The organism is Phycicoccus sp. Soil748, from assembly GCF_001428025.1.
Classification (GTDB): Bacteria; Actinomycetota; Actinomycetes; order Actinomycetales; family Dermatophilaceae; genus Pedococcus.
Genome location: NZ_LMSC01000008.1, coordinates 41908 through 66819 on the forward strand (window position 1 = coordinate 41908; position 24912 = coordinate 66819).

Genomic DNA, 24912 nt, shown 5'->3' on the forward strand with positions numbered 1-24912 from the left:
CCCCACGCTACGTCCGGCCACCGACGGCCGACACCCGTGGGCACTGCCGGGCCGGGGAAGGGGCCGCGGACCGCTACTCGTCGACCGGGAAGGCGCAGAACTCGTTGCCCTCGGGGTCTGCCATCACCGTCCAGTGCGGCTGCGTGCCGAGGACCGTGGCGCCGGCCGCGACGAGCGCGTCGACCGAGGGGGCCTGGACGTCCCAGTGGAGGCGGTTCTTGCCACGCTTCGGCTCGGGGACGGGCACGAACACCAGGCCCTCGAACGGCAGCCCGGGAGCTGACCGCGCGTCCGTACCTGCCTCCAGCCACCACCAGTCGTGCTCGGTGTCGCTGCCCACCGCGAGGCCCAGCACCTCTCCCCACCAGCGCGCCACCTGCTCGGGGACCGCGCAGTCGACCACCACCTCGTACAGGCGGTAGGGCCGCAGCCGGTCTGGGGCGCGGACGAACGCGCAGAACTCGCCCCCCTCGGGGTCGGCCATCACGGTCCAGCGCTGCTCGTCGGTGGCCGGGACCAGCACGGTCGCGCCGAGAGCCTCCAGCGCCTCGACTGACTCGGTGTCGACGTCGAGGTGGACCCGGTGCTTGACCGTCTTGGGCTCCGGCACGGTGTTGAGCCACAGGCTCTGCTGCGGTGTCGCGCCCTCGAGGACGGCGGGGTCGGTGCGCCCCTCGCGGGCGGTGAGGCCGAGGACGGCCGACCAGAACGCGGCTTGTCGCCCTTCGTCGGACACGTCGAGGCAGAGGTCCTGGAACCGGGCGAGCGCCATCGGCCCAGCCTAGGGACGCTGGCGGCCNGCGTCCCCGCCTCACCCGCGTCCCCCGCCTCACCCGCGTCACCAGCCCACCCGCGTACCCAGCTCACCCGGGTACTCAGCCCATGGAAGTGCGCCCTGCCCACGAAGCCTCGTGGGCAGGGCGCACTCCGGTGGGCACAGCCCGCTGGACGGCGGGGCGGCCCGTCGACGCCGGTCGAGGGCGCCGAGGTCGGTGACGGTGGGTGACCGTCGGTCAGGCGGCCGGGTAGTCGGTGTAGCCCTCGGCACCGCCGCCGTAGAAGGTGGCCGGGTTGGGCTCGTTGAGCCCGAGGCCCTCGCGCCAGCGCTTCGGCAGGTCGGGGTTGGCCAGGAACGGGCGCCCCACCGCGACCAGGTCACCGAGGTCGCGCTCGAGCAGGCCCTCGACCGAGTCCAGCGTGGTGACCTCGCCGAACCCGCTGTTGATGATGACGGGGCCGCCGAACCGCTGGCGCAGGTCGCGCAGCAGCTCGGATGAGGGGTCGGCCAGGATGCTGAGGTAGGCGAGGCCGAGGTCGGCGATGCCGTCGACCAGCACGTCGTACGTGGCGCGCACGTCGGCCGGGTCCTCCTCGAGGACGCCCTGGATGTTGTGGGCCGGGGAGATCCGGATGCCGACCCGCTCGGCCCCGATGGCCTCGGCGACCGCGCGGGTCACCTCGACGGCAAGGCGCGCGCGGTTCTCGGGGGAGCCGCCGTACCCGTCGGTGCGGGTGTTGCTGCTCGGCGCCAGGAACTGGTGCAGGAGGTAGCCGTTGGCGGAGTGGACCTCCACGCCGTCGGCACCGGCGGCGACCGCCTGGCGGGCCGCGTGCACGAACTCGGCGACGATCCCCGGGACCTCGTCGGTCTCGAGGGCGCGGGGGGTGGGGTGGTCGACCTGGCCGCTCGCGGTGACCATCTTCCCCGGCGCGGCGATGGCGCTCGGGGCGACGGACTCGAGGCCGTTCTTGTTGTCGGGGTGGGCGATCCGGCCGGCGTGCATGAGCTGGATGAAGATGCGCCCGCCCTCGGCGTGCACGGCCTCGCTGACCTTGGCCCAGCCGGCGACCTGCTCGTCGCTGTGGATGCCGGGGGTGTCGAGGTAGCCCTGGCCGACGGCGCTGGGCTGGGTGCCCTCGCTGATGATGAGTCCGGCGCTCGCGCGCTGGCGGTAGTACTCGACGTTGAGGTCGGTCGGGACGCCACCTTCACCTGCGCGGTTGCGGGTGAGCGGGGCCATCACGAAGCGCTGCGGCAGCGTCCACGGGCCCACCTGGGCGTTCTCGAATGCGCGGGACATGCGTTCTCCTCGGAGTCGATGGGTGATCGACGGGGTCGATCGTCAAGACTTCAACAAGGGCGGCAACCGAGGTCGCGGCGCGTGCATTCCCCCGTGAGGATGGGCGGGTGCAGTCCGTGGAGCTCCTCCTCGACCCGGCCACCGACGCCGCGGTCCGCGCCGAGTGGGCGGCGCTGTCCGCCGCGGGCCTGCCCAGCCAGGCCGACCACCGGGGCGAGTCCAACGCCCCGCACGTGTCGGTCGCCGTGGCCGACGGGTTCCCGGCAACGGCTGAGGAGTCCCTGGTCACGGCTGTGCGTGCGCTGCCGTTCGACGTACGGCTCGGGCCGCCGGTCATGCTCGGTGGGCGCCGACTGGTGCTCGCGCGCCTCGTCGTCCCGGACCCGTCGCTGCTGGCCCTCCACGCAGAGGTGGCCACGGCCCTCACGGGGGCCGCCGGCCCCTCGCCCCACACCGCGCGCGGGCGGTGGGTGCCGCACGTCACGCTCGCCCGCGGCATACCGGTCGACGGGCTCGCGGCCGCGCTGGGCGTCCTGCGCGGGGCCGACGGAACCGTGCCCGAGATCGCGGGACGTGCGGTGGAGCTGCGCCGGTGGGACTCCGAGGCGAGGCGTACGTGGGCCGTGGGGGCCGCCTGACAGCGGCGGACCTGCCCGTTGCCGCGCGGGATGGCACAGTGCTCGGTATGCCGCCGACCGCACCCGCCGCCTCGACCTCACCCTCCGCCGACGCCGCCTCCGCTGCCGGCCACGGCGTCGCCACGCTCGACGTCGCTGCCCTGCGTGAGCACTTCCCAGCCCTGCAGGGTGGCGCCGCGCACTTCGACGGCCCGGGCGGGTCGCAGATCCCCTCGGCGGTGGCCGAGGCGGTCGCCGCGACGATGACGGCACCGATGTCGACGCGCGGGAGCGTGACGCAGGCCGAGCAGAACTCCGACGCCAACGTCCTGGCCGGCCGGGCCGCGCTCGCCGACCTGCTCGGCGCCCAGCCCGGGGGAGTCGTGTTCGGGCGCAGCATGACGGCGCTGACGTTCGACCTGTCGCGCACCCTCGCCAAGGACTGGGGCCCGGGCGACGAGGTCGTGGTGAGCCGGCTCGACCACGACGCCAACATCCGCCCGTGGGTGCTCGCCGCCGAGGCGGTGGGGGCGACCGTGCGCTGGGCCGAGTTCGACCCGACGACCGGCGAGCTCGACCCCCAGGCGTTCGCCGACGTGCTCTCCGACCGCACTCGGCTCGTCGCCGTCACCGGTGCCTCCAACCTCATCGGCACCAGGCCCGACGTCGCCGCGATCGCCGGCCTCGCCCACGACCGGGGAGCCCTCCTGTTCGTCGACGCCGTCCACCTCGCGGCCCACGCCTCGGTCGACCTCGAGGCGCTCGGCGCGGACGTCGTGGCGTGCTCGCCCTACAAGTTCTTCGGGCCCCACTGCGGTGCGCTCGCGGCCGACCCGGCCCTGCTCGAGACGCTTCGCCCCGACAAGCTGGCGCCGTCCTCCGACGCCGTGCCCGAGCGGTTCGAGCTGGGCACGCTGCCCTACGAGCTCATGGCCGGCACCGCGGCCGCCGTCGACTTCATCGCCGGCCTCGTGCCGGGGGAGGGGACCCGGCGTGAGCGGCTGGTCAGGTCGTTCGCCGCCGTGGAGGAGCACGAGTCGGCGCTGCGGACGCGGATCGAGGCTGCGCTCCTCGAGCTGCCCGGGGCCACGGTCCACTCGCGGGCGGCGCGGCGCACCCCGACCCTGCTCGTGGACTTCGCCGGCCAGGGCAGCGGCGAGGTCTACCGGTTCCTCGCGACGCGCGGCGTCAACGTCCCGGCCAGCAGCTTCTACGCGCTCGAGGCCTCTCGCGCCCTGGGGCTCGGTGACGCCGGCGCCCTACGCGTGGGAGTGGCGTCCTACACCGACGACTCGGACGTCGACCGCCTGCTCGACGGCTTGGAGGCGTACTTCGCCCAGGCCTGAACCATGACGGGAGCCGGGTCCGTCGGTACGGCGTGCTGCCGCACCGCACGGACCCGGCCTCCGTCGGGTGGGTCAGCTGTCGCGGTACCGCTTGGCGGCCGTGGCGCGGTCCGCGAGGGCGGCGGCGTCGACGGGGACGGCGCCCTTCGACCAGTCGGCGGGGTCAGCGGCGTACATGACGCCGTACGCCGCGGTGTCCCGCTGGGTGCGCCAGCCCTCGGCCAGCGGGCCGAGGTCGAGGGTGTCGTAGCCGATCTCGTCGAAGAGCCGCGTGACCGTCGCCTTGGCGTCCGCGTCGTCGCCGGCGATGGCCAGGGCGCTGCGCTCCGGTGAGCCCGCGGGCCGCGCGAGCGAGGCGAGGTGATCGAAGTAGATGTTGTTGAAGCCCTTGACCACGTACGACTGCGGCAGGTGCGCCTGGACGAGCTCGGAGGTCGTGGTCGACTCGTCGTCGAGCTCGGCGACCTGGCCGTCGCGCTGCGGGTAGTAGTTGAGGGTGTCGATGACGACCTTGCCCGCGAGCTCGTCGACGGGCACGTCCCGGTAGCTCTTGAGCGGGATGGTCAGGACGACCACGTCGCCCTCCTTCGCCGCCTCGGCCGCCGTCGCCGCACGCGCACCCGGGCCGAGCTCGGCCACCAGGTCGCCGAGCGTCTCCGGCCCGCGGCTGTTGCTCATCACGACCTCGTGCCCGGCCGCGAGGGCCAGACGTGCCACGGTGCTGCCGATGTTGCCACTGCCGATGAATCCCCATGTCGTCATGGCGTTGACAACCGCGCAACCCCTTCGCGGATTCCTGCCCCACACGAGAGGATCCGGCCCATGGTCCCCGAGCACACCCCCGCCACCGACGCCACGACCGCACCCGCCACCGCCGTCCCCTCCGAGCGGGAGGTGCTGCTGGAGTACCTCGACCACTTCCGTGACGCCTTCGCCCGCAAGTGCGAGGACCTGACCCCCGAGCAGCTGGCCACGCGGTCGGTGGAGCCGTCGACGCTGTCGCTGCTCGGGCTGCTGCGCCACCTGGCCAAGGTCGAGCAGATCTGGTTCCGGATCACCATGGAGGGTCAGCAGGTCCCGCGGCTCTACAACTGCGACGAGGTCCGTGACCACGACTTCGACGGTGCGGTCGCCGACCCCGACGTCGTCGCCGAGGCCTGGGAGTCGTGGCGCCGCGAGGTCGCGCACGCCCGCGAGTTCGTCGACCGCGCCGAGTCCCTCGAGGTCGTGAGCACCCACCCGACCCGCGACCGGATCTCGTTGCGGGAGCTGCTGGTCCACCTCATCGAGGAGTACGCCCGGCACTGCGGGCACGCCGACCTCCTGCGCGAACGGATCGACGGCCGCACGGGGGAGTAGGTGGCCCGTGGGCCCGTGCCGGCGCTGCATACGGCAGGGTGGGGCTCGTGACAGACGACCAGGACCGCGTCCGCGACGCCGTGCAGCGGTATGCCGCGGTGCACGACGACGTGCAGCGCGCCGCCGACGGGTTCGTCGCGATGATCACCGCGCTGCTCGACGATGCGGGCATCAACTACGTCTCGGTGACCGGGCGCGCCAAGAGCGTCGCCTCGTTCGCGGGCAAGGCCGCCCGCACCGGGCCGGACGGGAAGCCGCTCTACGACGACCCGTTCGAGCAGATCACCGACACCCTCGGGGTCCGGGTCGTGACCTACCTGCGCGACGACGTCACCGCGGTCGCCGACCTGCTCTCCGACCAGCTCAGCGTCCTCGACGACCGCGACCTCGGCCAGGAGACCGCGCGCCAGGGACGGTTCGGCTACGCGAGCCGACACCTGCTCGTCGCCATCGACCGCATCAAGGGCGCCCCGCCGCAGTACGACCCGCTCAAGGGGTACAGCGCCTCGGTGCAGGTGCGCTCGATCCTGCAGCACGCGTGGGCCGAGTTCGAGCACGACATCCGCTACAAGGGCACCATCCCCGAGGAGCACGTCAGCGACCTCGACCGCCGGTTCACCCTGGCCGCCGGGCTGCTCGAGCTCGCCGACCGGGAGTTCTCCGAGATCCGGCACCGGCTCCAGGCGACCATGGGCGAGCACACCCTCCCGGCGGACGACAACGACCCGCGGATCAGCGCCTCCGACCTCGCGACCTTCCTCGCCGGCCAGTTCACCGACGCCGGCTGGTCGCGCACCGACCACTACGCGTGGATCTCCGGGCTGCTGCTCGAGCTCGGGATCACCTCGCTCGAGGAGCTCGCCGGCCTGCTCCAGTCGATCGACGCCCCGGCCATCAACGCCAGGATGGGCTACCGCTACCCGGCCGGAGCCGTGCGCCGCCTCGACGACGCGCTGCTCGCGGTGTTCGGCACGCGATACCTCGGTCTGCACGGGAACGCCCACCGGGAGGCCTCCCTGCGGGCCCGCCTGGAGAAGCTGCGGACCACCCCGCTGGGGACCCCGCAGAAAGGCTGAGGCCGCTGTCGGGGCCCGGGTCTATCGTCCGGAGGACCAGCCCCGGGCAGGCCGGGGCCATACCTCTCGGGAGACCTCATGGCCTCGAAGCTCAACCCCTACATCGGTTTCGCCGACGACGCCCGGCAGGCCATGGAGTTCTACAAGGACGTCTTCGGCGGCACGCTGACGATGAGCACCTTCGGCGAGTACGGCTCGGGCGACGGGCCCGACAAGGACAAGATCATGCACGCCCAGCTCGAGACCGACGCGGGCTTCACCCTCATGGGGAGCGACGCCCCCGAGGGCATGGAGCACTCGAAGGGCTCGGCCATCACGATCAGCCTCAGCGGCGACGACCGCGACGAGCTGCGCGGCTACTGGGACAAGCTCTCCTCCGGCGGCGGCACCGTCACGATGCCGCTGGAGAAGCAGATGTGGGGCGACGAGTTCGGCATGTGCACGGACCAGTACGGCACCGCGTGGATGGTCAACATCGCCGGGGAGGGCCAAGGCCAGAGCCAGGGCTAGCGGCGGGATAGCCGCAGGGGCAGCACTTGGGGCAGCACTGGGGCACCGCTGGGGGCGGACCCGGGCCGACAGCGAGGGGGGAGTGCTCGAACGGCTGACCGGTTCGTCCCGGTTAGGGTCGGCACATGCAGTCGTGGGGGCGCTGGCTCGGTCGTGGTGTCGTCGTGGCCGCCGTCCTGCTGCTCCTCGTGGTGGCGTGGAAGTACGAGGCGTACTCCACCGTCTTCGGCGAGACGGCCTGCAAGCGCGACGCCCGGCTGTGCGACGACGCGGCGAACCGCCTGGCCCAGCGAGAGCTGGGTCGTTGGATGCTGGGGGCGACGGCCTTGCTCGGTCTGGGGCTCGTCCTCGTGGCAGCTCGCCGGGTGGTGGCGCCGCGGAGCCCGGCCATGGCCTCCGGGCACGGGCTGCACGCCCGGGAATGGCGGGACGTAGGGCCGGCGCTGCGGACCGGCCTCGTGCGGCACGTCGGCGTCGCGGCCCTGCGTGGCGTGGCGTCGGCCGCGGCCGTCGTGGTGCTCTCCCCGTTCTGGCTCTTCGGTGGGACAGCGCTCTACTGCGCACTCGCCCTCGGGTGGTTCGTCCTGCTCGCATGGCTGCTCGACCGGTCGCACCGGGTGCGCGCGCCCGGGGACGGGGACCTCGGCTCGCTGCTGGTCTCGGGCGCGGCGGCCACGGTCGGCGTGGGCAGCGGGGTGGTGACCGCGGTCGTCCTCCCACAGGTCGTGCCCGCACCTGTGGGGGCATCGTGGTTCGCCCTCGAGCCGGTGGTCCTCGCGGCGGCGACCGGGCTCGGGGCGGGGGCGACCGTGCTCGCGGCCCGGCTCCTGTCCGCCTCGACCACCCGCCGGCTCGACCAGCAGTCACCGACGGTCGATGGCCACGGCACCGCTGCCGTCGGTGCCGCGCCGACCGCTGCGGGCGGTGGCCCGGTCGTCGTCGCAGCAGTGGTGGCCATGGTGACCGTGCTGCTGGTGACCGCGACGCCCTGGGGAAGGGGAGCCGCCCGCGCGGTGCGCGACGACCTCTACCCGCGGGTGCAGTCGGCAGCCGCCTCGCCGCCCGCGACCGCCCCGGACGGGAACACCGGCAAGGAAGGTCCGACGCCGACCGGACCGAGCCCCGTACCCGCCCCGACCTCGGAGGCGCCTGAGCCCGCACCCGTCGTGGCCGACCGGCCCTGCGTGGACGGCGACCTGACCCTCTCGGCCCGGGGGTGGGACTCGGCCATGGGCAGCTCTGCCGTGTCCGTGGTGGCGACCAACACGTCGGCGACGGCGTGCTGGGTGCGTGGCTACCCCGCGCTTCGCCTCGAGCAGGGCGGCCGCGACCTGTCCCTGGTGGTGACCCCGTCGCCGACCCGGCGCTCCGGGGCGGGGAGCGTCGTCCCGGACCGTCGGGTCGGCCTCGCGGCCCGGGGTGGGGAGGCCTCCTTCGACCTGTGGTGGCGGGGCTACCGGCAGGCCGCTGACCAGCGGACGCCCCAGACGCTGGTGGTCACGCCGCCGGGCACGGGGGCGATCCGCCTGGGCCTTTCCGCGCCATACCTGCTCGACGTCGTCGAGGGTGCCGAAGTGACCGTGCTCCGCTGGAGCGGACCGCCGACGACCTCGCGCTGAGCGCCCGTGGACGCGCCCCTGCGGGCCGTGCCGCGCGTGGTTACGGTGGCAGGGTGAAGCGAGCCGCCCAGGTCCTGTTCGTGCTCGTCCTCGGTCTGCTGTACGTCGCGGTGCCCGCCACCGGTGCGTCGGCGGCCGTCCCCGCAGCCCGGCCCTCGGACCTGCCGCCCACCCTCAAGGTCGGCACGGAGGGGGTCTACCCGCCGTTCAGCTACCACGGCGGCACCGGCAACGGCCTGACCGGCTACGACATCGACGTCATGAACGCGATCGGCAAGCACCTCGGCGTCAAGGTCGAGTACGTCGAGACGCCGTTCGACTCCATGTTCGCGGCCTTGGAGGCGGGGCGCTTCGACGTGGTCGCCAACCAGATCACCTTCAACGAGGAGCGCAACGCGCGCTACGACCTGAGCGACCCCTACGTCGAGACGACAGGCGTCCTCGTGGTGCGCAAGGACGAGAAGGGCATCACCAAGCTCGCCGACCTCATGGGCAAGAAGGCCGCGGAGAACATCACCAGCAACTGGGCCGAGGTGGCCAAGGGCGCGGGTGCCACCATCGTCGGCGTCGACGACATGTCGCTCGCGATCGACAACCTCGAGCAGGGCCGCGTCGACGCCCTCGTCAACGACAAGCTCGCCATCCGCAACTACCTGCGCACCAAGCCCGACGCCGGGATCAAGGTGGTCGCCGAGACCAACGACGTGAGCAAGTCCGTCCTCGCGGCGAAGAAGGGCTCGGGCTACCTGCCCCAGCTCGACAAGGCGATCGCCGACCTCAAGGCGGACGGCACCCTCGACACCATCTACGCCAAGTACTTCGGCGCCGCCGCGACCACACCCAGCACCTGGGACATCATGCGCGACAACGCCTGGCCGATGGCTCGTGCCGCCCTCACCAAGACCATCCCGCTCACCGTCATCAGCTTCGCGGTCGGCATGGTCATCGCCCTCGCGATCGGCCTGATGCGGATGTCGAGCCACCCGGTCGTCGCCGGCGTCGCGCGGCTCTACATCTCCTTCATCCGCGGGACGCCGCTGCTGGTCCAGCTGTTCCTCATCTTCTACGCGCTGCCGCAGCTCGGGGTGAAGATCAACCCCTTCCTCGCCGCCGTGATCGCCTTCAGCCTCAACGTCGGTGGGTATGCGGCCGAGATCGTCCGCTCCTCCGTCGAGAGCCTGCCGAAGGGACAGTGGGAGGCCGCGTCGACGGTCGGGATGGGCTACGCCACCACGCTGCGGCGCATCATCCTGCCGCAGGCCGCGCGCACCGCGGTGCCACCGCTGTCCAACACGTTGATCTCCCTGGTCAAGGACACCTCGCTGGCGGCGACCATCCTGGTCGTCGAGCTGTTCCGCCGCGCACAGATCGCCGCCGCACCGAGCTTCGAGTTCCTCGCGCTCTACGGCATGGCCGCCCTCTACTACTGGGTGATCTGCCTGGTGCTGTCCTTCGCCCAGTCCCGCACCGAGACCCGACTGAACAGGTTCGTGGCCGCATGAGCACCCCGTCCGNTGGAGGTCGAGCACCTCGCGAAGTCGTTCGGCGACCACGCGGTCATCACCGACATCTCGTTCACGGTCGACCCCGGCACCGTCACCTGCGTCATCGGGCCGTCCGGGTCGGGCAAGACGACCCTGCTGCGCTCGCTCAACGCCCTGGAGGTGCCCGACCGCGGGGTCGTGCGGATCGGCGACACCACGGTCGACTTCGCCGGCATCAACCCCGGGCCGCGGGGCCGGCTGCCCAAGGACCAGCGGGCGGAGCTGATGGCCTTGCGCCGACACAGCGGGATGGTGTTCCAGGCGCACCACCTCTTCCCCCACAAGACCGCGCTCGAGAACGTCATCGAGGGGCCCGTGGTCGTCCAGGGGGAGCCGCTCGCCGAGGCCACCGCGCGGGCCCGTGAGCTGCTCACCCAGGTGGGGCTGGCCGAGCACGCCGACAAGTACCCGTTCCAGCTCTCGGGCGGGCAGCAGCAGCGGGTCGGCATCGCCCGGGCCCTGGCGATCCGCCCCGACCTGGTGCTCTTCGACGAACCCACCTCCGCCCTCGACCCCGAGCTGGTCGGCGACGTCCTGGGGGTCATGAAGGACCTCGCCTCCGAGGGCTGGACCATGGTGGTCGTCACCCACGAGCTGCGGTTCGCCCAGCAGGTGGCCGACCAGGTGCTGTTCATCGACGGCGGCGTCATCGTCGAGCAGGGACCGCCCCAGGAGGTCATCGCCAACCCGCAGCACCCGCGCACCCGCGCCTTCCTCACCCGCCTCCTCGAACCCATCTGAGGCGATATCCCGTTGCCCCGGCGGCCAGTAGTTGGCACGGTCGACCGGTGACCCCGCCCACCCCTCATGCCCAGCCCTCCCAGACGTCGCCCTCCCAGACCTCGCCCTCCCCGACCGGCATCCCCGAGCTCGATGGCGTCCTGGCCGAGCTCGTCGACCGGGCGCGGGACGCCCTCGGGGACGACTTCGTCGGGGTCTACCTGCAGGGCTCGTTCGCCCTCGGTGACGCCGACGCCGAGAGCGACTGCGACTTCCTCGTCGTGACCGGGTCGGCCCTGAGCGACGAGCAGCTGGCGCCGCTGCGCGCCTTCCACGCCGAGCTGCCGCACCGGCCCGGCACGTGGAACCGCCACCTCGAGGGCTCGTACGCCCCCGTGGGCGAGCTGGCCGACCTCGACGCCGTGGGACGGCCGTGGCAGTACGTCGACCACGGTCACGACACCCTCGGCCCGGACCCCCACTGCAACACCGAGGTGACGCGCTGGATCCTGCGGCACCACGGGGTACGCCTCGCCGGATCGCCGCCGGAGTCGTTGCTGCCCGCCGTCCCGGCGGCGGCGTTGCAGGCGCGCATGGCCGCCGAGATCCCCGATGCCGTGCAGGCGTGGGAGCGGCAGGAGCGGTGGCTGGCCTGGGACGCGCGGTACGCCCCGGCCACCATGGCGCGCATGTGGTTCACGCAGGTCCACGGCGAGGTGGTGTCGAAGAAGACCGCGATGAGGTGGCTGGCGGCGCGCCCGGAGGGCAGCGAGTGGGCGGCCCTGCTCGAGGCGGCTGCTCTCGCGCGAGGGGGACCGTACGACGCCCCGGTCGCCGACGAGGAGGTCGCCGCGGTACGCCGCCTCGTCCGTGCGGTCGGGCGGTGGTCCGCCGACCTCGCCACTGGCTAGCTGCGCAGCAGCAGCCCCAGGACGTCGACCAGCGCGATCCCGATCGAGGCGAGGAAGGGCGTCCTGCCGCGGGTCGCGACCGCTGCTGCAGCCAGTGCCAGGCAGAGGACCCCGCCCACGGCCGCGGAGAGCGGCACGGGTCCCGGCGGCCCGAGCACCGCGACCGCTGAGCCCGCCAGCAGCACCAGGGGTGCGAGGACGCGTACGGTGCGGGCGCCGAGCAGGTGCGGCAGGCCGCGTACCCCCGTCGCCGCGTCGTCGGCGAGGTCGGGCAGGGCGTTGAGCAGGTGCGCGCCGACGCCGAGCAGCGCTCCGGTCGCCAGCATCCACACCGGGGCCACGAGGGGGCGGGGCAGCGCCAGGGTGACGACCGTGGGCAGCGCCCCGAAGGCCACGGCATACGGCACGGCGGAGGCGGCGGTGCGCTTGAGGCCGAGGTTGTAGGCCCAGCCGGAACCCACGACGAGCAGCAGGTGGGTGGCGCCCGCTCGCCAGCCGCACGCCAGCGAGAGGACCACGCAGGCGGCGAGGGCGAGCGCCGTCGCGACCCATACCGTGCCCTCGGCCACCGCCCCGGTCGCCACGGGCTTGTCGGTGCGCCCCACAGCCCGGTCGCGCGAGGCGTCGACGAGGTCGTTGGACCAGCCGATCGACAGCTGTCCCGCCGCCACCGCGGCCACCACCAGGACGCCCCGCGCGGCGCCGGGCCCCGCCGCGACGGCGAGCAGCGCGGTCAAGGTGGTCACGGCGACCGAAGGACCGAGGTGGGCGGCCTGCAGCAGGGCCCGGGCGCGCGCCGGCACCGGCCGGGGGCCACGGTCGGTCGCTGCGTCCATGTCCGCAGCGTAGGCACCGGGGACGCGAAACCTCCCTCCGCGTGCCTAGGCTGTGGAGGTGAGCCAACTCCTCGCCGTCCGCGGCACGCTCCCCGAGCACCGTTACGCCCAGGGTGAGGTCACCGAGGTCTTCGCCGAGGTGCTGGCCCCCCACAAGCCGAACCTTCCTCTGCTGCAACGGATGCACGGCAATGCCGGCGTCGAGTTCCGCCACCTCGCGCTGCCGCTCGAGCGCTACCCCGAGCTCAAGGACTTCGGCGCCTCCAACGACGAGTTCATCCGCGTCGCCGTCGACCTCGGGGCCCGGGCGGTCGAGGAGGCGCTCGCAGCTGCGGGCCTCACGCCGCGTGACGTCGACCTGGTCGTCTCGGCCACCATCACCGGCCTCGCGGTCCCGTCCGTCGAGGCACGAATCGCCGCGCGCATCGGGCTGCGCGAGGACGTCAAGCGCGTCCCACTCGTGGGGCTCGGGTGCGTGGCCGGTGCCGCGGGGGTGGCGCGGGTGCACGACTACCTGGTCGGCCACCCCGGCGAGGTCGCCGTCCTGGTGTCGACCGAGCTGTGCAGCCTCACCGTCCAGCGCGACGACACCTCCATGGCCAACCTCGTGGCCAGCGGCCTGTTCGGCGACGGAGCCGCGGCGGTCGTCATGGTCGGCGCCGACCATGGCTCCGCGGCTGGTCCGCGGGTGCTGGCCACCCGCAGCCGGATGTATGCCGACACCGAGCGGGCGATGGGATGGGACGTCGGGGCCAGCGGCCTGCGCATCGTCCTCGGCGTCGAGGTGCCGGACCTCGTGCGCGACAACCTGCGCGCCGACGTCGACGGGTTCCTCGCCGACCACGGGCTCACCCGCGACGACCTCGGCTGGTACGTCGCCCACCCCGGCGGTCCCAAGGTGCTCGAGGCGATGCAGGAGGCCCTGGAGGTCGACCGGCACGCGCTCGGCATGACGTGGGACAGCCTCGCCCGCATCGGCAACCTGTCCTCCGCCTCGGTGCTGCACGTCCTCGCCGACACCCTGCGAGAGCGCCCGCCGGCGCCGGGTTCGCACGGCCTGCTGCTCGCGATGGGACCGGGGTTCTGCCTCGAGATGGTCCTGCTCCGCGCCGCCGAGGACTGACCGTGTCCGTCGTCCTCTACGTCGTCCTCGTCGCGGTCGTCGGGCTCGAGCGCGTGGCCGAGCTGGTGGTGTCCAACCGCAACGCGGCCTGGGCCTTCGCCCGCGGCGGCCGAGAGTCCGGCCGCGGCCACTACCCCGTGATGGTGGTGCTGCACACGGCGCTGCTGGTCGGGGCCGTGGTCGAGGTGCTCGCGCTGGACCGCGCCTTCCACCCGCTGCTCGGCTGGGCGATGCTGGCGCTGGTGCTGGGCTCGCAGGCCCTGCGCTGGTGGTGCATCCGCACCCTCGGCCACCAGTGGAACACCCGCGTGGTCGTCGTCCCCGGCGCCGGGCGGGTCACCACCGGGCCCTACCGCTGGTTCGCCCACCCCAACTACGTGGCGGTGGTGGTGGAGGGCGTGGCGCTCCCGCTCGTGCACACGGCGTGGGTGACCGCGCTGGTGTTCACCGTCCTCAACGCCGCGCTGCTCACCGTCCGGCTGCGCGCCGAGGAGCGCGCCCTCGCCGACCTGGTGGCGTCGTGATGCACGACGCCGACGTGCTCGTCGTCGGCGGTGGCCCGGTGGGGCTGGCCGCTGGCCTGATGGCAGCTCGAAGCGGCCGGTCAGCCGTCGTCCTCGAACCCCGTGACGGTCCCATCGACAAGGCCTGTGGCGAAGGGCTCATGCCGGGCGCGGTCGCGGCGCTCGGCCGCCTCGGCGTCGACCCGTCAGGCGTGCCGCTCACCGGGATCCGCTACCTCGCGGGCTCCCGTACCGCCCAGGCCGACTTCCGCGACGGCCCGGGACGCGGCGTGCGCCGCACCACCCTGCACGCCGCCCTGCGCGCCGCCGTCGACGCGGCCGGGGTCGCCGTGCTCCCGCTGGCCGCCGACGAGCTGACCCAGTCCGACGACGGCGTGCGCGTGACCACCCGCGAACCGGGCCGCCGACCGGGCCCGGTGGTCACCGCGCGCCACGTCATCGCCGCCGACGGCCTGCACTCCCCGACCCGTCGGGCCCTCGGGCTCGACGCCCCGGCGACCGGGACCGCCCGCTACGGCCTGCGCCGCCACCACCTGCTCGCCCCGTGGTCGGACCACGTCGAGGTCCACTGGGGTCCTGACGCCGAGGCCTACGTCACGCCGGTGGCGCCCGACCTGGTGGGGGTGGCGCTCCTCAGCCGCCGCCGCGCGGGGTACGACGTCTTGCTCGCCGGGTTCCCCGCGCTTCGGGCGCGGCTCGACGCTGCGGACCGGCCGCCCACCGACGTTCGTGGCGCCGGACCGCTGCGGCAGCGGGCTCGCCGCCGGGTGCAGGGCCGGGTGCTGCTCGTCGGCGACGCCAGCGGCTACGTCGACGCCCTCACCGGGGAGGGCATCGCCCTGGGCCTGGCGCAGGCGGCCGAGGCCGTCGCCGCCATCACGGCCGGACGACCCGAGGACTACGAGCGGGGCTGGCGACGGGCCAGCTGGCGCTACACGGTCCTCACGGAGGGCCTGGTCAGGGCCACGCGCCCGGCGTGGGCGCGTCGGGCCGTCGTCCCGGCGGCGCGCGCGGTGCCCGGGGTCTTCGCCGGTGCGGTGCACGAGCTCGGCAGGGTCCGGTGAGCACCGACCCGGCCGCCGGGCCGGGACCCGTGGAGGAGAGGGTCGTCCTGCTCGACGCCGTCGGCCGGGCGGTCGGCACGGCTCCCAAGGGCGGGGTGCACCACGCCGACACCCCGCTGCACCTCGCCTTCTCCGCCTACCTCTTCTCCGCCACCGGCGAGCTGCTCGTGACCCGGCGGGCGCTGGACAAGGCGACCTTCCCCGGCGTCTGGACCAACTCCGTGTGCGGGCACCCCGCACCGGGCGAGGCACCCGCGCAGGCGGTGGTCCGCCGCGCGCGGCGCGAGCTCGGCCTCGAGGTCACGCGGCTGCGTCTCGTGCTGCCCCGGTTCGCCTACCGCGCCGAGATGGACGGCGTCGTCGAGCACGAGATGTGCCCGGTGTACGCCGCGTGGTTGGCTCCCGGGGCCAGCCCGCGACTCGACCCGACCGAGGTCCACGAGGCCGTGTGGGTGCCGTGGCGCGAGTTCGCCGACGAGGTCCTCGCTGGGCGACGAGAGGTCTCGGTGTGGTGCGCCGAGCAGGTCGCCCAGCTCGCCGACCTGGGGCCCGACCCGCAGGCCTGGCCGGCGGCGGACCAGCAGGAGCTCCCTCCGGCGGCCCGCTGACGGCACGCCTGACCAGGCGACCCCACGCCGGCCTCGACTCAGACGGCGAACGTCTCGCCGGTGAGGCGCTCGCACAGGGCCCACAACCCGCGCGCCAACTCCCGGTCGTGCGAGGCGGCACTGGAGGACACCAGGCGTGGCGGCCCCTGCAGCTCACCGGGACCCCCGGGGCCGACGTAGCTGCCGCCCGGCAGGTCGGGCACCGTCGCGGCATACAGCGTCGGCAGGGCGCCGGCCTCCGGCGGCGAGGCGATGGCGGGGAAGCGGTTGAAGAAACGGCCCACGGCGTCCTGCCAGGTGCCCGAGCGGGTCTGGAGGTTGGTGGCGCTGTAGCCGGGGTGCGCTGCGACCGAACGAACGCTCGACCCGGCGCCGGTGAGCCGCCACTGCAGCTCGTAGGCGAGCATCAGGTCGGCCAGCTTGCTCTGCCCGTACGCCGTCCACCCGCGGTAGGTGCGGCGCTCGAAGTTCGGGTCGGCCAGGTCGATGCGGCCCATCCGGTGGACGCCCGACGACAGCCAGACGACGCGGTCGGTGACCTGCGGGAAGAGCCTGGCGGTGAGGGCGAAGTGACCCAGCACGTTGGTGCCGAACTGGCTCTCGAAGCCCTGCGGCGTGCGGGAGAACGGCACGTTCATGATGCCGGCGTTGTTGACCAGTACGTCGACCTGCCGACCGCCCAGCTCGTCGGCGAACGAGCGCACCGAGTCGAGGTCGGCCAGGTCGAGCCGGAGCACCTCGTGGCTGCCCCGCAGCCCGGCCCGGGCGGCCTCCGCCTTGGCCGTGTCGCGGCAGGCGAACACGACGTGGGCACCCTTCGCGGCGAGCTCGCGGGCGGCGACGAGGCCGATGCCGGAGTTGGCGCCGGTGACGACGACCGTGCGGCCGGTCTGGTCGGGGATGTCGTGCGTGGTCCAGGCGGAGGTCATGCCACCACTGTGCCCCGTCCGGTGGGGCGCTCGCACACCCACCCCGGTGCACCGGCCCTGCTACGCCTCAGCCACCTGCACGTCGCGGTGCCACGACTCGGTCCGGTAGGCCGTGTGCCACCCCATGGACACGTAGAGGCCGTCGGCCCCGGTCGGGGAATCGGCGTCGACCTCGAGGTTGACCCGGTTGCGGCCGCGCTGTGCGGCGTCGCGGATCACGGTGTGCAGCAACGCCTTCGCGATGCCCCGCCCACGAGCCCGCCGGTGCACGCCGATGTAGTCGACGTAGCTGCCCTCGGTGCCGGAGGGGTCGGCCGACAGGACCGAGCTGACGATGGCGCCGCCCGGCAGGGTCAGCCCGTCGGCCTCCACCTCGGCGATCCACCAGTGGTCCCAGCGGTGGCCGGGGTCCTCGCGCAGCCGCTGCACGAACTCGGGGAAGCTCTCGCGGTAGGAGTTGAAGTGGTCGGCGAACGACTCCTCCAGCATCTGGTGCACCGTCTGCAGGTCGCCAGCCACAGGCAGGCCGGTGTCGTGGGTGGCGACGCGGCGCACGGTGACGCCCTCGCGCGGACCGGGCAGCGCTCCCGGCGCGCCCTCGGCGGCGGTCACGGGCCTGGTCATCTGCAGCCAGGTGCGGACCTTGGTGTAGCCGGCGGCGGCGAGCCACCGTGCCTGGTGGTCGTCGTCGACGTGTCGGCCGGAGTCGAGCTGGGTGCCGGGCAGGCCCCGCTGGGCGGCGACGACCAGTGCCGTCTCCTGCGCCCAGGCGAACAGGTGGGCGGCCACGCGGTCGGCGTCGGGGTCGGTGGGGTCCACGGTGAGGTCGACCACGGTGCGCCCGGCCGCGCGGTCGTGGACGCGGCACCAGCCACGCACCGCTTCCTCGCCGTTGGTCACGAGCAGCTGCCGGCGGGTCCACGAGGCGTACCCGGTGACCTCGAGGGCCACCGCCGCCTCGTCGACCGACGTCGACCCACGGGTCACGACGTGGTGGCGCGCCACGAGGGCGGTGAGCGCCGCGACATCCTGCGCGGCGGGCTCCCGGACCGACCAGCCCGGCGGGAGGTCGTGTGCGGTGGTGGTCACCAGGTCATGCTCCCAGACGCGGGAGTGGTCAGCGGACGGCGAGGTCGAGCAGGGCGCCGGGGACGACTGAGGCGTGGGCGATGCCCAGGGCCGACCTGCGACGCTCGTCGGGAGCCGACGGTTCGACCACGACCTGGGCGAAGTCGAGCACGTCGACCAGGGCCCGCACGCACCGCAGGTAGGCCAGCAGGTCGCCGTCCAGGTCGGTGGGTCCGAGGCCCGTGCTGGACCGGTAGCCGTCGAAGAACCACCGCACCTGGTCGTCGGTGATGGGGGAGTGGGAGAACACGCCGCCGACCACGAACATGAGGTCGGCCTCGCGCGGCGCCAGCATCGCGTCGTCCCAGTCGATGAGCCAGACCTCGCCGTCGCCGTCCACGAGCAGGTTGCCGTGGTGCGGATCGGTGTGGCACAGCACGTACCGCGCCCCGGTCCAGGAGGTCGAGGACGCCAGGCGCTCCGCGCGGTCGGCGGCTGCGAGCACCAGGGGTCCGGCGGTCCGCCAGACCTCGGTGAGCTCGGCCACCGTCGGGTCGCCGGCGCGTGCAGCCGAGGCGAGGACCTCGTCGAAGGCTCTCGCCTGCGCCACCACCGCCGTCGGGTCGTGCTCCTCCGCCGGGAGGCCGGCGAGGGCGGCGTCGTCCGTCGGCACGGAGTGCAGGCCGCCCAGCAGCTCGCCGAGGCGCACCCACTCGTGGGGTCGCAGCCCCACGTCGAGGACCCGTGCCCCGGGCACCCAGCGGACGAGGCTGAGCCGGGTGCCGGCTGGACCCGGCGAGGTGAGGCCGCCGTCCCGGGTCCGCTCCGGCGCCGGGACACCGGGCACCCCGGCGCGGGCCAGGAGGTCGGCGACCACCAGTCCCGGCTGGGGTCCGGAGCTGGTCTTGGCGGCATACGCCCGGCCGTCGGCGGTGGTCACGCGCGCCAGGTCGGCTCGCGCGTCGGCGCCCAACCCCACGGGTCGGGCACCGACGACGGACAGACCGAACTGTTCGGCGACCCGCTCCGCCAGGGAGGAGGGCGGGGACGAGCTCAGTGGATGACCACCGGGGGCGCGCCCTGGTCGTCGAGCAGGTGGGAGACCTCGCGTCGCCGCGGGAGGAAGAAGGCCGGGACCAGGGTGAGGGCCACGAGGACGGCCGCCACCCAGTACGTCTTGGCGAAGGCCTCCGCCGCGTCGGCGAGCCCCTGCGTCACCGCGGCCGGCCCACCGATCTGGTCGATGATCGCCGGGTCGCGGTGGGAGGCCATCGCGGGCCCGGCGAGCTTGCTCTCCTTGAAGTGGTTGGTGAGCAGCACCGACATCGTGGCCACGCCGACCGAGCTCGCGATCTGCTGGGTGATGTTGAGCAGCGTCGACCCGCGGGCGACCTCGTGCTGGGTGAGGGTGCGCAGCGCGGTGGTGAAGATCGGCATCATCGTGCCGCCCATGCCGAGACCCATGACGAACAGCAGCGCGATGATCGTCGTGTAGGACGTCGTCGAGGTGATCTGGGTCAGCCCGAACATGCCGCAGATGATGGCGATCAGACCGAACGGCACGATCCGCCCGACCGGGATCTTGTCGACGAGCGCACCCGCGATCGGCATGGTCAGCATCGCGCCGATGCCCTGCGGGGCGACGAGCAGGCCGGCGTCGAGCGTCGACTCGCCGCGCACCGACTGGTAGTAGGTCGGCACGAGCAGCAGGCCACCGAAGAACGCCGCCGCGAACATGAACATCGTGATGGTCGAGACGGTGAGGTTGCGGTTGCGGAACAGACGCAGGTCGAGCAGTGGGTGCCGGGGCCGGAACGAGTGCCAGACGAACGCCAGCATGAGCACCAGGCCGATCGTCATGTTGACGTAGACCTTGGGCGAGTTCATGGTGCCCTTCTGCGGGATCGAGGAGATGCCGAAGAGGAAGAGCGCGAGCCCGGGCGACATCAGCGCGACGCCGAGGACGTCGAGCGACTCCGAGGGCTCGGTGTGGTCCTTGGGCAGGGCGAAGCGGGCGTAGACGACGGCGATGATGCCGATCGGGACGTTGATCAGGAAGATCCAGTGCCAGCTCTCGTGCTGGATCAGCCAGCCGCCGATGATCGGGCCGAGGATGGGGCCGAGGAGCATCGGCACCCCGAGGATGGCCATGAGCCGACCCATCCGCGCCGGGCCGGCAGCCCTGGTCATGATCGTCATGCCGAGCGGCATGAGCATGCCGCCGCCGAGGCCCTGCAGCACGCGGAACCCGATGAGCATGTTGATCGAGGTGGCGGCGGCGCACAGCGCGGAGCCGGCGGTGAAGAGCACGATGGCCGACATGTAGAGGCGCTTGGTGCCGAACCGGTCAGCAGCCCAGCCCGTGAGCGGGATGACCGTGGCCAGCGCCAGCGTGTAGGCGGTGACGGTCCAGGCGACGGTGGAGTAGTCGAGTGGCCGGGCCGGGTCGTCGGCGAAGACGCTCTGGAACTCGGGCAGGGCGACGTTGACGACCGTGATGTCCAGGATGGACATGATGGCCCCGAGGACGACGACGCCGGCCACCTTGAGGACGGCGGCGTCGATCTGGTCGGGGTACTGCGTCGGTGTGGTGGCTGGAGCAGACACAGGGCTTCCTCTCAGGCTGAGGGTGGACACGCGCCCCCGCAGCGCATCCCGTTCAGGCTAGCGCCGGGGTCCGACACGGCGCCCCGGGATTTTTCGGGTTAGCGTCGGCACATGGTCGACGTCTCCCGCACGTTCACGGTCCCGCGCTCCCCCGAGGAGGTCGTGGGCTACCTCAGCGACTTCTCCAACGCCGTCGCCTGGGACCCGGGCACGGTCCGCTGCGACCGCGTGGGCACCGGTCCGGTGCAGGTGGGCTCGACGTGGCGCAACGTCTCCAAGGTGCTCGGGCGCGAGACCGAGCTCGAGTACGTGCTGGTCACCCTCGAGCCCGACCACGTCGTCCTGCGCGGCACCAACAAGACGGCCACCTCGACCGACGACATCACGGTGCTGCCCGACCCGGCCGGGTCGAAGGTCACCTACCACGCGCACATCGCCTTCAACGGCATCGCCAAGCTGGCCGAGCCCCTGATGCAGCGGGTCTTCGAGCGGCTCGGCGACGAGACCGTCGAGGGGATCACGCGCGAGCTGGCGCCGGGACGCACCCCGGGCGCCTGACACGGGTCAGGCCGCACCGGCCGCCTCGAGGGCGGCGATGTCGAGCTTCTTCATCGACATCATGGCGGCGAACACCTTCGACGCCCGCTCGGGGTCGCTGTTGGCGATCTCGTCCCAGTTCTCGGGGACGACCTGCCACGAGAGCCCGAACTTGTCCTTGAGCCAGCCGCACATGCTCTCCTGCCCGCCGTCGGCGGTGAGGGCGTCCCAGTATCGGTCGAGCTCGTCCTGGTCCTTGACGTCGATGGTGATCGAGATGGCCTCGTCGAAGGTGAACTCGGGGCCGCCGTTGAGCGCGAGGTACCGCGCGCCGTCGAGCTCGAACTCGACGGTGAGGACGGTGCCCTCCCGCTCGCCCGAGCCTGCCGGGTAGCGGGTCACGGTGGTGATCCTGGAGTTGGGGAACAGCGAGGTGTAGAACTCGGCGGCTTCCTCGGCCCGGGTGTCGAACCACAGGCACGGGTAGGTGCGGGGCATGACGGGCTCCTTGCGTCCGGTGGGCGGGCTGCCCACGTGATGTCCATTGGACCCGCGCGGGCACCGGAAGTCATCGGTCCGCCGCGCCAGAGGGGGCGCGGGTATGGCGTAGCGTCGCCCGCGTGCCACCACCGCACCGCCCCGGCGACGCCGACGACCAGGCGCCGCCCACCGCCCACCTCGAGGCGGCGTTGCGCACGGTGTACGCGGCCGTGCCCGACGACTTCATGGCCGTGCGCAAGGCGCTGGTCGCCGAGGCGAAGGCGGACGGCGACACCCGGGGCGCGGCGGCCATCGGCAAGCTGCGCAAGCCGAGCACGGCGGCCTGGGCGGTCAACCTCCTGACGAGGGGGGAGCCCGGGCTGGTCGAGGAGCTGGTGGACCTCGGGGTGCGCATGCGCACGGCGCAGTCCAGGCTCGACACCGCCACCCTGACGTCGTTGCGGCCCGAGCGGGACCGCGTGGTGGCCGGCGTGGTCGCCGCCGCGGCCCGGCTGGTGGCGGACACGGGACGCACGCTCTCCCCCGCCGCGCAGGACGATGTGCGCGGCACCGTCATCGCCGCGCTCGCCGACGAGCAGGCCTCGAGCGCGGTCACCTCGGGCCAGCTGACGCGGGCCCTGTCCTACAGCGGGTTCGGCGAGGTGGACCTGTCAGAGGCGGTGGTCCGCACCTCCTCCGGCTCGATCCTGTCCGTGGTGCGCGGGGGCACCCGCGGTGGGCCGGACCGCGCGCACGCACCGCAGGGTCCCGACGGAGCCGGCAGCGGGGGCGACGACGGGGCCGACGGGGGTGAAGACCGGGGCGAGGACGGGGCGACCGAGGAAGAGGACGCTGCGGCGCTGCTCGCCGCCGCGGAGGCCGAGCTCGAGGCCGCGGTGACCGCGCTGTCGAGCGCCCAGGAGTCGGTGGCCGCGGCCCGGGAGCACGCCGAGGAGACCCGGGAGCGCGTCGGGGTCGTCGAGCGCCAGCTCGCCAAGGCGCGCGAGGCCGACGAGCGCGCGCTGGAGGCGGTGACCGACGCGGTGCGGGCGCGCAAGGAGGCCGAGGCCGCGCGGCGTACCGCCGAGGAGGCGCTCACCCGCCTGCGCGCCGAGGCGCAGGACTGACCCGAGGCCACGAGCAGCAGGTCACCAGCCGTGGGTGCCGGGCCCTCCCTTGAACGGGCCCACGACCCGGTCGGTGACCCAGCCGCCGTAGAAGCCGCCCTCCTGCGCGCGCACGACCTCACCGCCCACGACGCACCGGTCGACGAGTCCGGGCATCACCGACACCGCCCCGGCGAGGAGCTCGAACCCGCGCGTCGGCTCGGCGTAGAACCACCCCGCCCGATGCGCGACCGTGCCGCCGCCGAGCAGGTCGAGGTAGGAGGCGACACCCTTCCACTCGCAGTACGACGTGCCCTCGGCGCGCTGCAGCGAACCGGGGACGAAGGCGGCCCGCGGCAGGTAGTAGGTCGGCGGGTGGCTGGTCTCCAGGACCCGCCACGAGAGGGTGGTCAGGGCGATGCGCTCGCCACCCACCCAGACCTCGACGGACGCCCTGGAGGGCTCGACCCTCGGTGGCCGCGGGTAGGACCAGACGGACTCCTGGCCGGGTCCGACCGGGTCGGGTGCCGGGTGACCGTTCCACGGGGACATGGGTTCCACGCTAGGTCGTCCCGGCCGGAGACGCCCTGCCGAGAGGCCTCTCCACCCAGCGGCCGGAACCCGCCGGAGCCGCCCGGACCGGCCGAGGCGCTGTCCTCGAGCGGTCGGGGTCGACCCTGAGTGACTGGTCCGGAGTGGGGGTCGAACTGGGTAGCAGCCCCGATGTGGGAAGGAGTACCGCGGCGCCAGAGTCCTGCCATGGCCCTCCACCCCGGACTGCTCCCGCCGCCGGCGCCGACCGCACCCGTGCGGCGTGCGACCGCGCGGGGCCAGGCCGCCCGCCGCGCGCCGGGGGGCGTCCGCGGCGGGGGGAGGGCCGCCAGGCTGCTCCTGTCGGGCGCCCTCGCCACCGGCATCCTCGCCCTGGCGCTGCCGAAGGTGGCCGGCGCGCAGTGGGACGACATCGCCCGCGCGCTGGCCTCCCTGTCGCTGGCCCACCTGGTGCTGCTCACCGTCGTCTGGCTCGCGGGGCTGTGGGTCCACACCCCGGCGCTGACCGCCGCGCTGCCGGGGCTGTCGCACCGGCGGGCCCTGCTGCTCAACCTCACCGGCAGCTTCGTCTCCAACCTCCTGCCGCTCGGGGGCGCCGCCGGCACCGTCGCCAACTGGCGGATGGCGAGGTCCTGGGGCTTCGCGGCCCCGGCGTTCGCCCGCTGGGCCCTGGTCACCAACCTCTTCGACACCGCCCTGAAGCTCGCCCTCCCCGGCGTCGCCCTGCTGTGGCTCGCCGCCGCGGGGGTCGAGACCGGCGGCACCGTCGGCACCGCGGCCTGGGTCGGCCTCGGGCTGCTCACCGCCGTCGTGGTCGCGGCCTGGGTGGTGGTCCGCGACGACCGTGCGGTGACGTGGCTCGGCCGGTGCGCCGACCGCTGCTGCGCCCGCCTGGGCGTCGGGCGTCCACCCGCCGAGGGGTATGCCGCGCGTGCCGCCGCCTTCCGCCGTGACAGTGCCGCCCTCGTCGCCTCGGGGTGGTGGCGGATGGTCGCGGGCAAGGTCGGCTACGCCGTGCTGCAGGGCTGCCTGTTGTGGCTGTCGCTGCGGGTGCTCGGGACGTGGGTCAGCCCGGCGGTGGTGCTGGCGGCGTTCGCCGTCGAGCGGATCCTGTCGATGGTCGTCATCACGCCCGGCGCCACCGGCGTCGTCGAGGTCGGCATGACCGGGGTGCTGGTCGCGCTGCGGGTCGACCCGACGTCGGCCGCGGCCGGGGTGCTGCTCTACCGGGCCTTCACGTTCGGCATGGAGATCCCGGTCGGCGGCCTGTCGATGCTCGCGTGGTCGATGCGGGGTCGCGGTCGTGCGCAGGCTCCTACGCTGGGGTGATGACCACTTCCGAGGACGGTGCGGTCCGGGCGCGTGAGCTGCTCGCCGCGGACCGGGCAGCGACGCTGGAACGGCTCGGCGACCTCGAGGCCGACGTCGCCCTCATCGTCGAGGCGTCCGAGGGCTCGAACGCCGACGACGAGCACGACCCGGAGGGCTCGACCATCGCCTACGAGCGCGCCCAGACCAGCGCGCTCGCCGAGCAGGCCGTCACCCACCTGCGCGAGATCGCCGCCGCCGTGCAGCGCCTCGACGACGGCACCTACGGCGTGTGCGAGGTGTGCGGCGACGCCATACCGACGGAGCGCCTCGAGGCGCGGCCCACCGCACGCACCTGCGTGGCGCACGCCGCGCGTCCGCGCTGAG

Annotated in this window: 26 protein-coding genes and 1 pseudogene; 17 read left to right on the forward strand and 10 right to left on the reverse strand. The window is 73.6% G+C overall.

Features of this window, described 5'->3' with window-relative positions:
• Nucleotides 1–73: 73 nt before the first annotated feature.
• Both ASG70_RS12695 and ASG70_RS12700 read right to left on the reverse strand, forming a co-directional pair.
• The gene (locus tag ASG70_RS12695) at nucleotides 74–772 is read right to left on the reverse strand and encodes a VOC family protein (RefSeq protein WP_056884237.1); all 699 of its coding nucleotides are present in this window, start codon (nucleotides 770–772) and stop codon (nucleotides 74–76) included.
• A 241-nt stretch (nucleotides 773–1013) separates the two neighbouring features.
• Nucleotides 1014–2081 (reverse strand): alkene reductase, encoded by a 1068-nt coding sequence (locus tag ASG70_RS12700; protein WP_056884238.1) that lies wholly within the window; start codon nucleotides 2079–2081, stop codon nucleotides 1014–1016.
• Nucleotides 2082–2188: 107 nt separating this feature from the next.
• On the opposite strand from ASG70_RS12700, the gene ASG70_RS12705 reads away from it, so the two are divergent.
• Together ASG70_RS12705 and ASG70_RS12710 are read left to right on the forward strand one after the other, a co-directional pair.
• The gene (locus ASG70_RS12705) at nucleotides 2189–2719 is read left to right on the forward strand and encodes a 2'-5' RNA ligase family protein (protein ID WP_056884239.1); all 531 of its coding nucleotides are present in this window, start codon (nucleotides 2189–2191) and stop codon (nucleotides 2717–2719) included.
• Between the two features lie 47 nt (nucleotides 2720–2766).
• Nucleotides 2767–4044, forward strand: coding sequence for a cysteine desulfurase-like protein (locus ASG70_RS12710; RefSeq protein WP_082590722.1), 1278 nt, complete (start codon nucleotides 2767–2769; stop codon nucleotides 4042–4044).
• 72 nt (nucleotides 4045–4116) lie between these two features.
• On the opposite strand, the gene ASG70_RS12715 is transcribed toward ASG70_RS12710, so the two are convergent.
• On the reverse strand, nucleotides 4117–4806 hold the full coding sequence (locus ASG70_RS12715) for an NADPH-dependent F420 reductase (RefSeq protein WP_056884240.1): 690 nt from the start codon (nucleotides 4804–4806) through the stop codon (nucleotides 4117–4119).
• A gap of 60 nt (nucleotides 4807–4866) precedes the next feature.
• Between ASG70_RS12715 and ASG70_RS12720 the strand changes: the two genes are divergently transcribed.
• From ASG70_RS12720 to ASG70_RS12750, 7 genes and pseudogenes are all read left to right on the forward strand, one after another.
• Nucleotides 4867–5403, forward strand: a complete 537-nt coding sequence (locus tag ASG70_RS12720; RefSeq protein WP_082590724.1) for a DinB family protein — start codon at nucleotides 4867–4869, stop codon at nucleotides 5401–5403.
• 47 nt (nucleotides 5404–5450) lie between these two features.
• On the forward strand, nucleotides 5451–6479 hold the full coding sequence (locus ASG70_RS12725; RefSeq protein ID WP_304437978.1) for a GTP pyrophosphokinase family protein: 1029 nt from the start codon (nucleotides 5451–5453) through the stop codon (nucleotides 6477–6479).
• A gap of 78 nt (nucleotides 6480–6557) precedes the next feature.
• Nucleotides 6558–6989 carry a VOC family protein gene (locus tag ASG70_RS12730; protein ID WP_056884242.1) on the forward strand — a complete coding sequence of 144 codons (432 nt, stop codon included), beginning with the start codon at nucleotides 6558–6560 and terminating at the stop codon, nucleotides 6987–6989.
• 125 nt (nucleotides 6990–7114) lie between these two features.
• Nucleotides 7115–8608, forward strand: coding sequence for a DUF4232 domain-containing protein (locus ASG70_RS12735; protein ID WP_056884243.1), 1494 nt, complete (start codon nucleotides 7115–7117; stop codon nucleotides 8606–8608).
• Between the two features lie 53 nt (nucleotides 8609–8661).
• Nucleotides 8662–10110, forward strand: coding sequence for an ABC transporter substrate-binding protein/permease (locus ASG70_RS20420; protein WP_082590726.1), 1449 nt, complete (start codon nucleotides 8662–8664; stop codon nucleotides 10108–10110).
• A gap of 13 nt (nucleotides 10111–10123) precedes the next feature.
• Nucleotides 10124–10893, forward strand: a pseudogene (locus tag ASG70_RS12745) (amino acid ABC transporter ATP-binding protein); the annotation flags it as partial.
• A gap of 47 nt (nucleotides 10894–10940) precedes the next feature.
• Complete coding sequence (locus ASG70_RS12750) at nucleotides 10941–11783, forward strand: nucleotidyltransferase domain-containing protein (protein ID WP_056884245.1); 843 nt, start codon at nucleotides 10941–10943, stop codon at nucleotides 11781–11783.
• Here the strand turns inward: ASG70_RS12750 and ASG70_RS12755 are convergent.
• Nucleotides 11780–12619 carry a UbiA family prenyltransferase gene (locus tag ASG70_RS12755; RefSeq protein ID WP_056884246.1) on the reverse strand — a complete coding sequence of 280 codons (840 nt, stop codon included), beginning with the start codon at nucleotides 12617–12619 and terminating at the stop codon, nucleotides 11780–11782. The two genes, ASG70_RS12750 and ASG70_RS12755, sit on opposite strands and share 4 nt — an antisense overlap.
• A gap of 58 nt (nucleotides 12620–12677) precedes the next feature.
• Between ASG70_RS12755 and ASG70_RS12760 the strand changes: the two genes are divergently transcribed.
• The 4 genes from ASG70_RS12760 to idi are packed head-to-tail and all read left to right on the forward strand — an operon-like array spanning nucleotide 12678 to nucleotide 15938.
• Entirely contained in the window at nucleotides 12678–13742 is a 1065-nt protein-coding gene (locus ASG70_RS12760; RefSeq protein ID WP_056884452.1) for a type III polyketide synthase, read from the forward strand.
• Nucleotides 13743–13744: 2 nt separating this feature from the next.
• Entirely contained in the window at nucleotides 13745–14266 is a 522-nt protein-coding gene (locus ASG70_RS19350) for an isoprenylcysteine carboxyl methyltransferase family protein (RefSeq protein WP_056884247.1), read from the forward strand.
• Nucleotides 14266–15330 (forward strand): NAD(P)/FAD-dependent oxidoreductase, encoded by a 1065-nt coding sequence (locus ASG70_RS12770; RefSeq protein ID WP_056884453.1) that lies wholly within the window; start codon nucleotides 14266–14268, stop codon nucleotides 15328–15330. Before ASG70_RS19350 ends, ASG70_RS12770 begins: the two co-directional genes overlap by 1 nt.
• A complete protein-coding gene (gene idi / locus ASG70_RS12775) occupies nucleotides 15327–15938 on the forward strand; it encodes an isopentenyl-diphosphate Delta-isomerase (RefSeq protein WP_235531489.1) in 612 nt (203 codons plus the stop codon). The genes ASG70_RS12770 and idi overlap by 4 nt, the downstream gene beginning before the upstream one ends.
• A gap of 38 nt (nucleotides 15939–15976) precedes the next feature.
• Here idi and ASG70_RS12780 read toward each other — a convergent pair whose 3' ends face one another.
• The 4 genes from ASG70_RS12780 to ASG70_RS12790 form a co-directional block, all read right to left on the reverse strand.
• Complete coding sequence (locus ASG70_RS12780) at nucleotides 15977–16867, reverse strand: oxidoreductase (protein WP_056884248.1); 891 nt, start codon at nucleotides 16865–16867, stop codon at nucleotides 15977–15979.
• A gap of 60 nt (nucleotides 16868–16927) precedes the next feature.
• Nucleotides 16928–17956, reverse strand: a complete 1029-nt coding sequence (locus ASG70_RS12785) for a GNAT family N-acetyltransferase (RefSeq protein ID WP_235531490.1) — start codon at nucleotides 17954–17956, stop codon at nucleotides 16928–16930.
• 28 nt (nucleotides 17957–17984) lie between these two features.
• A complete protein-coding gene (locus ASG70_RS19015; RefSeq protein ID WP_162253915.1) occupies nucleotides 17985–18875 on the reverse strand; it encodes a phosphotransferase enzyme family protein in 891 nt (296 codons plus the stop codon).
• A 113-nt stretch (nucleotides 18876–18988) separates the two neighbouring features.
• Nucleotides 18989–20542, reverse strand: a complete 1554-nt coding sequence (locus ASG70_RS12790) for a DHA2 family efflux MFS transporter permease subunit (RefSeq protein ID WP_056884249.1) — start codon at nucleotides 20540–20542, stop codon at nucleotides 18989–18991.
• A gap of 111 nt (nucleotides 20543–20653) precedes the next feature.
• On the opposite strand from ASG70_RS12790, the gene ASG70_RS12795 reads away from it, so the two are divergent.
• Nucleotides 20654–21100 carry an SRPBCC family protein gene (locus tag ASG70_RS12795; RefSeq protein WP_056884250.1) on the forward strand — a complete coding sequence of 149 codons (447 nt, stop codon included), beginning with the start codon at nucleotides 20654–20656 and terminating at the stop codon, nucleotides 21098–21100.
• A 6-nt stretch (nucleotides 21101–21106) separates the two neighbouring features.
• Here ASG70_RS12795 and ASG70_RS12800 read toward each other — a convergent pair whose 3' ends face one another.
• Nucleotides 21107–21577 (reverse strand): VOC family protein, encoded by a 471-nt coding sequence (locus tag ASG70_RS12800; protein WP_056884456.1) that lies wholly within the window; start codon nucleotides 21575–21577, stop codon nucleotides 21107–21109.
• Nucleotides 21578–21699: 122 nt separating this feature from the next.
• Between ASG70_RS12800 and ASG70_RS12805 the strand changes: the two genes are divergently transcribed.
• Entirely contained in the window at nucleotides 21700–22686 is a 987-nt protein-coding gene (locus tag ASG70_RS12805) for a hypothetical protein (protein ID WP_056884251.1), read from the forward strand.
• 21 nt (nucleotides 22687–22707) lie between these two features.
• On the opposite strand, the gene ASG70_RS12810 is transcribed toward ASG70_RS12805, so the two are convergent.
• Nucleotides 22708–23217, reverse strand: coding sequence for a DUF427 domain-containing protein (locus ASG70_RS12810; protein WP_056884457.1), 510 nt, complete (start codon nucleotides 23215–23217; stop codon nucleotides 22708–22710).
• Between the two features lie 207 nt (nucleotides 23218–23424).
• Here ASG70_RS12810 and ASG70_RS12815 point away from each other — a divergent pair, with 207 nt between their 5' ends.
• Both ASG70_RS12815 and ASG70_RS12820 read left to right on the forward strand, forming a co-directional pair.
• Complete coding sequence (locus tag ASG70_RS12815) at nucleotides 23425–24546, forward strand: lysylphosphatidylglycerol synthase transmembrane domain-containing protein (protein ID WP_056884252.1); 1122 nt, start codon at nucleotides 23425–23427, stop codon at nucleotides 24544–24546.
• Complete coding sequence (locus tag ASG70_RS12820) at nucleotides 24546–24911, forward strand: TraR/DksA C4-type zinc finger protein (RefSeq protein WP_056884253.1); 366 nt, start codon at nucleotides 24546–24548, stop codon at nucleotides 24909–24911. The genes ASG70_RS12815 and ASG70_RS12820 overlap by 1 nt, the downstream gene beginning before the upstream one ends.
• Nucleotide 24912: the final 1 nt, after the last annotated feature.

Coding starts and splice junctions, on each gene's coding strand:
- ASG70_RS12810 (WP_056884457.1), bottom strand. CDS start 23,217: ATGTCCCCGTGGAACGGTCACCCGGCACCCGACCCGGTCGGACCCGGC.
- ASG70_RS12780 (WP_056884248.1), bottom strand. CDS start 16,867: ATGACCTCCGCCTGGACCACGCACGACATCCCCGACCAGACCGGCCGC.
- ASG70_RS12700 (WP_056884238.1), bottom strand. CDS start 2,081: ATGTCCCGCGCATTCGAGAACGCCCAGGTGGGCCCGTGGACGCTGCCG.
- ASG70_RS12735 (WP_056884243.1), top strand. CDS start 7,115: ATGCAGTCGTGGGGGCGCTGGCTCGGTCGTGGTGTCGTCGTGGCCGCC.
- ASG70_RS12710 (WP_082590722.1), top strand. CDS start 2,767: ATGCCGCCGACCGCACCCGCCGCCTCGACCTCACCCTCCGCCGACGCC.
- ASG70_RS12730 (WP_056884242.1), top strand. CDS start 6,558: ATGGCCTCGAAGCTCAACCCCTACATCGGTTTCGCCGACGACGCCCGG.
- ASG70_RS12720 (WP_082590724.1), top strand. CDS start 4,867: ATGGTCCCCGAGCACACCCCCGCCACCGACGCCACGACCGCACCCGCC.
- ASG70_RS12695 (WP_056884237.1), bottom strand. CDS start 772: ATGGCGCTCGCCCGGTTCCAGGACCTCTGCCTCGACGTGTCCGACGAA.
- ASG70_RS12800 (WP_056884456.1), bottom strand. CDS start 21,577: ATGCCCCGCACCTACCCGTGCCTGTGGTTCGACACCCGGGCCGAGGAA.
- ASG70_RS12820 (WP_056884253.1), top strand. CDS start 24,546: ATGACCACTTCCGAGGACGGTGCGGTCCGGGCGCGTGAGCTGCTCGCC.
- ASG70_RS12715 (WP_056884240.1), bottom strand. CDS start 4,806: ATGACGACATGGGGATTCATCGGCAGTGGCAACATCGGCAGCACCGTG.
- ASG70_RS12815 (WP_056884252.1), top strand. CDS start 23,425: ATGGCCCTCCACCCCGGACTGCTCCCGCCGCCGGCGCCGACCGCACCC.
- ASG70_RS12755 (WP_056884246.1), bottom strand. CDS start 12,619: ATGGACGCAGCGACCGACCGTGGCCCCCGGCCGGTGCCGGCGCGCGCC.
- ASG70_RS12795 (WP_056884250.1), top strand. CDS start 20,654: ATGGTCGACGTCTCCCGCACGTTCACGGTCCCGCGCTCCCCCGAGGAG.
- ASG70_RS12770 (WP_056884453.1), top strand. CDS start 14,266: ATGCACGACGCCGACGTGCTCGTCGTCGGCGGTGGCCCGGTGGGGCTG.